Source organism: Halomonas sp. 707D4 (assembly GCF_024158685.1).
Lineage (GTDB): Bacteria > Pseudomonadota > Gammaproteobacteria > Pseudomonadales > Halomonadaceae > Vreelandella.
On sequence record NZ_JAMZBD010000270.1, the window covers coordinates 1 to 4,399 of the forward strand.

At 69.1% G+C, this 4,399-nt stretch carries 3 protein-coding genes; all 3 read left to right on the plus strand.

The annotated features are described in order from the left end of the window. Nucleotides 1-222 (plus strand): type VI secretion system domain-containing protein (locus BIS11_RS11785; RefSeq protein WP_253586090.1); only part of this gene is annotated, 222 nt, incomplete at its 5' end. Between the two features lie 83 nt (nucleotides 223-305). Further along, nucleotides 306-3,941 (plus strand): type VI secretion system membrane subunit TssM, encoded by a 3,636-nt coding sequence (tssM, locus tag BIS11_RS11790; RefSeq protein ID WP_253425802.1) that lies wholly within the window; start codon nucleotides 306-308, stop codon nucleotides 3,939-3,941. Then, nucleotides 3,925-4,399: GNAT family N-acetyltransferase (locus tag BIS11_RS11795; RefSeq protein ID WP_253586091.1), on the plus strand; the 475-nt coding region annotated here is incomplete at its 3' end. The genes tssM and BIS11_RS11795, both read left to right, overlap by 17 nt.

Consider the following 4,399-nt stretch of genomic DNA (forward strand, 5'->3'; position numbering starts at 1 on the left):
GCCCTCAAGGTACTGGATAGCGGCCTGAGTGCGGCACGCTCGCCCCGGGAGAACGCCTACTGGCGCCTGGCCAGCGCCGAACTGATGAGCGAAGCGGGGCTTGGGAGCCTCGCGCGCCAGCATTACGCCACGTTGCAGCAGACCGTCGCGGAGCTCGCGCTGGAGCAGTGGGAGCCCGCGCTGGTGTCGCGCCTCGACGCCGCCTTGAAGCAGACGCCCTAGCGACAGCCAGGCATTTTCCAACCCCGGGACTAACCGGTGATCATCATTAAAGGGACGAGGGACGAAGGCTCATGTGGTCAACCTTGAAATCGACGCTAAGCCGCTGGGTGCCGGGCTTCTCCAGGGCACAGACAGCGAAGAATCGGGCTAACGCCCATGCCAACAAGGCGCGCGGGCTGTCACGGCTCTCCATGGTGCTGTGGGCAGTCCTGGTGCTCCTGCTGCTGGTGGCGATCTGGTGGTTCGGGCCCGGCTGGGAGATCGGCGGCGTGATGCCACTGGCGCCCTTCGTCAATCGGGTAGCGGCCACCCTGGTCATTGTGGCGCTGGTCGCCGTGGTGTGGGGCGTGCGCCTGGCGCGCCGACTGCGCGAGCTCGATAGCGAACGTGCCCAGGAAGCGGCGCTCCAGCAGGACCCGATCCTCGCCCAGGTCGAGCGCCAGGAGGCCTCGCTCAACGCCGTGCTCGGCGAGATCACCGAGAGCCTGGGCGGTGGCAACGCCCGCTACCGGCTGCCCTGGTACCTGGTCATGGGCGTCGAGAACGCCGGCAAGACCAGCCTGATCAACCGCTCCGGGCAGAACTTCGCCCTGACCCACGTGATGAAGGCGTCCGGGCAGAGCAGCAAGCAGGGCCAGCTCGGTTTCGACTGGTGGATCGGCGACCAGGCGGTGCTGATCGACCCGGACGGTGAGCTGCTGACCCAGGGCGCCATGGAAGGCGGCGAGCCCCAGGAGCTTCAGCGCAGGCTGTGGGATCACTTCGTCGACTGGCTGGAGCGCAACCGCGCCCAGCGCCCGCTGGACGGCATCGTGCTGGTGCTCGACCTGGCGCGCCTGAGCCACGCCCAGGTCGCCGTGCGCAAGGCCTACGCGGCCCTCTTGCGCAGTCGCCTGCGCGAGCTGATGGAGCGCCACGGCGCCAGGCTTCCGGTCTACGTCACCTTCAGCAAGATGGATCTGCTGCACGGCTTCGACGACTTCTTCCGCCACTACTCTCGCGCCGCGCGCAAGGCGCCGCTGGGCTTCACCTTCACACCGGGCTCGATGGAGACCCCGGGGCAGTGGGAGCGCGAGTTCGCGGCGGACTTCGATGCGATGCTGACGCGCCTGAACCAGCTGCTGCCCACCATGCTCGCCGAGTGTCGCGACCGCGAGGAGCGCGAGTCGGTGTTTCGCTTCGTGCGCCAGCTCGCCGGGCTGCGCGACGTGCTGCTGGGGTTTCTGACCGAGTCGCTCTCAAGCGACCGCTTCTCCACCGCGGCGATGGTGCGCGGCACCTACTTCACCTCGGTGTACCAGCAGGGCGTGCCGGAGGACCCCTTCGTCGACGCCGCCGCGCGGCGCTACGGCATGGACGACAGCGTCCAGCCCGCCCACCGGGCCACCCGCAGTGCCCTCTACTTCACCGAGGAGCTGTTCGACAAGGTCATCTACCCGGAGGCAGGCCTGGCGGCGGACAACGCCCGCGTCACCCGGCGCCAGGAGCGCGCCCGCAACGCGAGCCTGGCCATCTGCGCGGTGCTCGGCGTGGCGCTGGTGGGCGGCTGGACCCACTTCTACCAGAAGAACAGCGTGTCGCTTTCCGCGGTGGAGGAGCGGGCGGAAACCTTCCTGGCCACCCAGCCCGACGCCTTCCAGAGCGACGATCCCAGCGGCCGTGAGCTGCTCGAGCCGCTGGACCGGCTGCGCTACGCCATGCAGACCTTCGGCGAGTACCGCACCCATACGCCGTACTTCGCCGACATGGGCCTCTACCAAGGCCACGTGATCGGCGCCCAGGTGGAGCGGGCGTACCTGGCCATGCTCGAGAACCAGTTCCTGCCGGCGCTGATGATCGGCATCATGGACGACATGAACCGCGCCGAGGAGGGCAGCAACGAGAAGCTCGCCCTGCTGCGGGTGCTGCGCATGATGTCGGATCAGAGCGGTCGCCAGACCGAGCGGGTGGAGCGCTACATGGCCCACCGCTGGCAGGGTTACTTCCCGCAGCAGGCCGACGTGCAGCAGCGCCTGATGGGACACCTCGACTACGCCATGACCCACAGCGACCTGCAGGGCCGCATCGAGGCGGGCAGCCCCCGCGCCGAGCAGGCCATGGCGCCGCTTGCGGGCAGCATCGAGGCCGCCCAGCGGGATCTCTTGCGTCAGCCCATCGACGAGCGGGTCTACGCCGCGCTCAAGGCCGCCGGCAACCGTCGCGGCGAGCCGCTGGATCTTCGCCGCAGCGTCGGCACGCTCTTCAACACCGTCTTCATGGCCCGCAACGACGACCCGGAGCACGTGCGCCTGCCCTATCTCGTGACCCGTGACGGCTTCGAGAACTACTTCCTGCAGGAGCTCGACCGCGCCGTGGAACTCGCCCTGATCGACGTCTGGGTACTGGGCCAGCGCAACGACATCGACTTCAGCGAGGCGGACAAGGAGCAGCTGCAGGTGGCGCTGCGCGAGCACTACGTCAGCGACTACCAGGTGAGCTGGCGCGATGCGCTGCGTGATATCCGCCTGGTACCGCTGCCGGACATCCACCAGGCCATCGTGGTGGCGGACGCCCTGGTCGGCGCCCAGCGCCCGCTGGACCGGCTGCTGGATGCGGTTGCGCGCAACACCAGCCTCTACCCGGAGCTGCCCGAGGATGACGATCAGGCCCGCGAGGCGCTGCGTCAGTCCCAGCGCTACCAGCTGGCGCTGGCCATCGAGCAGCCGTTCACGCCGATCAACCGGCTCGGCCAGGCGGACAACGACAACCCGTCGTCGCTCACCGAGATCAAGGTCGCCATCACCCAGCTTCGCGACTACCTGCGCGAGATCGAGGAGTCCAGCGATTCGGGCCGCAGCGCCTTCGTCAGCGTGCGCGACCGGCTCTCGCTGCGCGGCAGCGACCCCCTCGAGAACCTCAAGCGCATCGCCGACGACACGCCGGAGCCGGTAGGACGCATGCTGCACCAGCTGGCCGACCAGAGCTGGGAACTGATGATGGCCAGTGCCACCCGCCACCTGGAAAGCCTGTGGCTCGACGAAGTGGTCGCGCCCTACCAGGAGCGCCTGGCGGGCCGCTACCCGCTCGCCCCCGGGGCTTCCCGGGAGGTGGCGCTCAGCGACTTCGAGGACTTCTTCGCCCCCGGCGGCATCCTCGACACCTTCTACGAAGACAGCCTCAAGCCCTTCATCGAGGGGGCGCCGGAGTACCTGACCGACGCCGAGGGCAACTCGCTCTTGCGTGAAAGCCTCTACACCGCGGTGGACCAGGCCGAGCAGATTCGCCGCGCCTACTTCAGCCGCGACGGCGCGCTCGACGTGGAGTTCGCCCTGGAGCCGGTGAGCCTGAGCGCCAACAAGCGGCGCAGCGTCATCAGCGTCGATGGCCAGCTGATCGAGTACGCCCACAGCGCCAGCCAGCGGGTATCGATGATCTGGCCCAATTCCCTGCGCGGCGGCACTGAAAGCCGCATCACCCTGGTGCCGAGCGAGGTCAACCGCTCACCCAGAAGCGTCGCCCAGGACGGCGCCTGGGCGTGGTTTCGCCTGCTCGAGCAGGCCGATATCACCAGTGTGAGCGAGCGTGAGCTGGAGCTTCGCTTCAACGTGGATGGCGGCACCATGCGCTACCGGCTCTACGCCGGCGGCGCGCCCAACCCCTTTACCCGGCCCCTGGCGGCGGGCTTCCAACTGCCCTCCGCCCTCTACGCCGAGCGAGGTGGCCATGCTGACGCCATTTAAGAAGCTGTTCTCCCGCGCGGACAAGCCCGCCTCGCGCCATCGCCGCCAGCGTACCCGCCACTCGCGCCCGCTGCAGAAGGCCCGCGACGAGGACATCGACGGCTTCCTCGAGGCGGTGGTCCAGGCGGACGCCAAGGGCCAATCGCCCTGGGTACTGCGCGACGACACCGCGCTGCAGACGCTGCGCCGCGCGCTGGAGTTCACCGTACACCGCGGCCTCTGGCTGCAGCGCGACGACGGCCAGGTGGCCCACTGGCAGGGGCGGCTTCTGTCGCTGCGCCACGGCGAAGGCCCGCCCCTGGGCATGGTGCTGGCCTGCCGCCCGGACGACGAGGCCGCCTGGCAGATCCGCTTTTTCTTCATCAGCCGCGAGTGGAAGGGCAGCGGCCACGGCACGCGACTGCTGCGCGCCCTGCGCATCACCCTGAGCGGCGTGCCGCTGCAGACGCGCCTGCCAC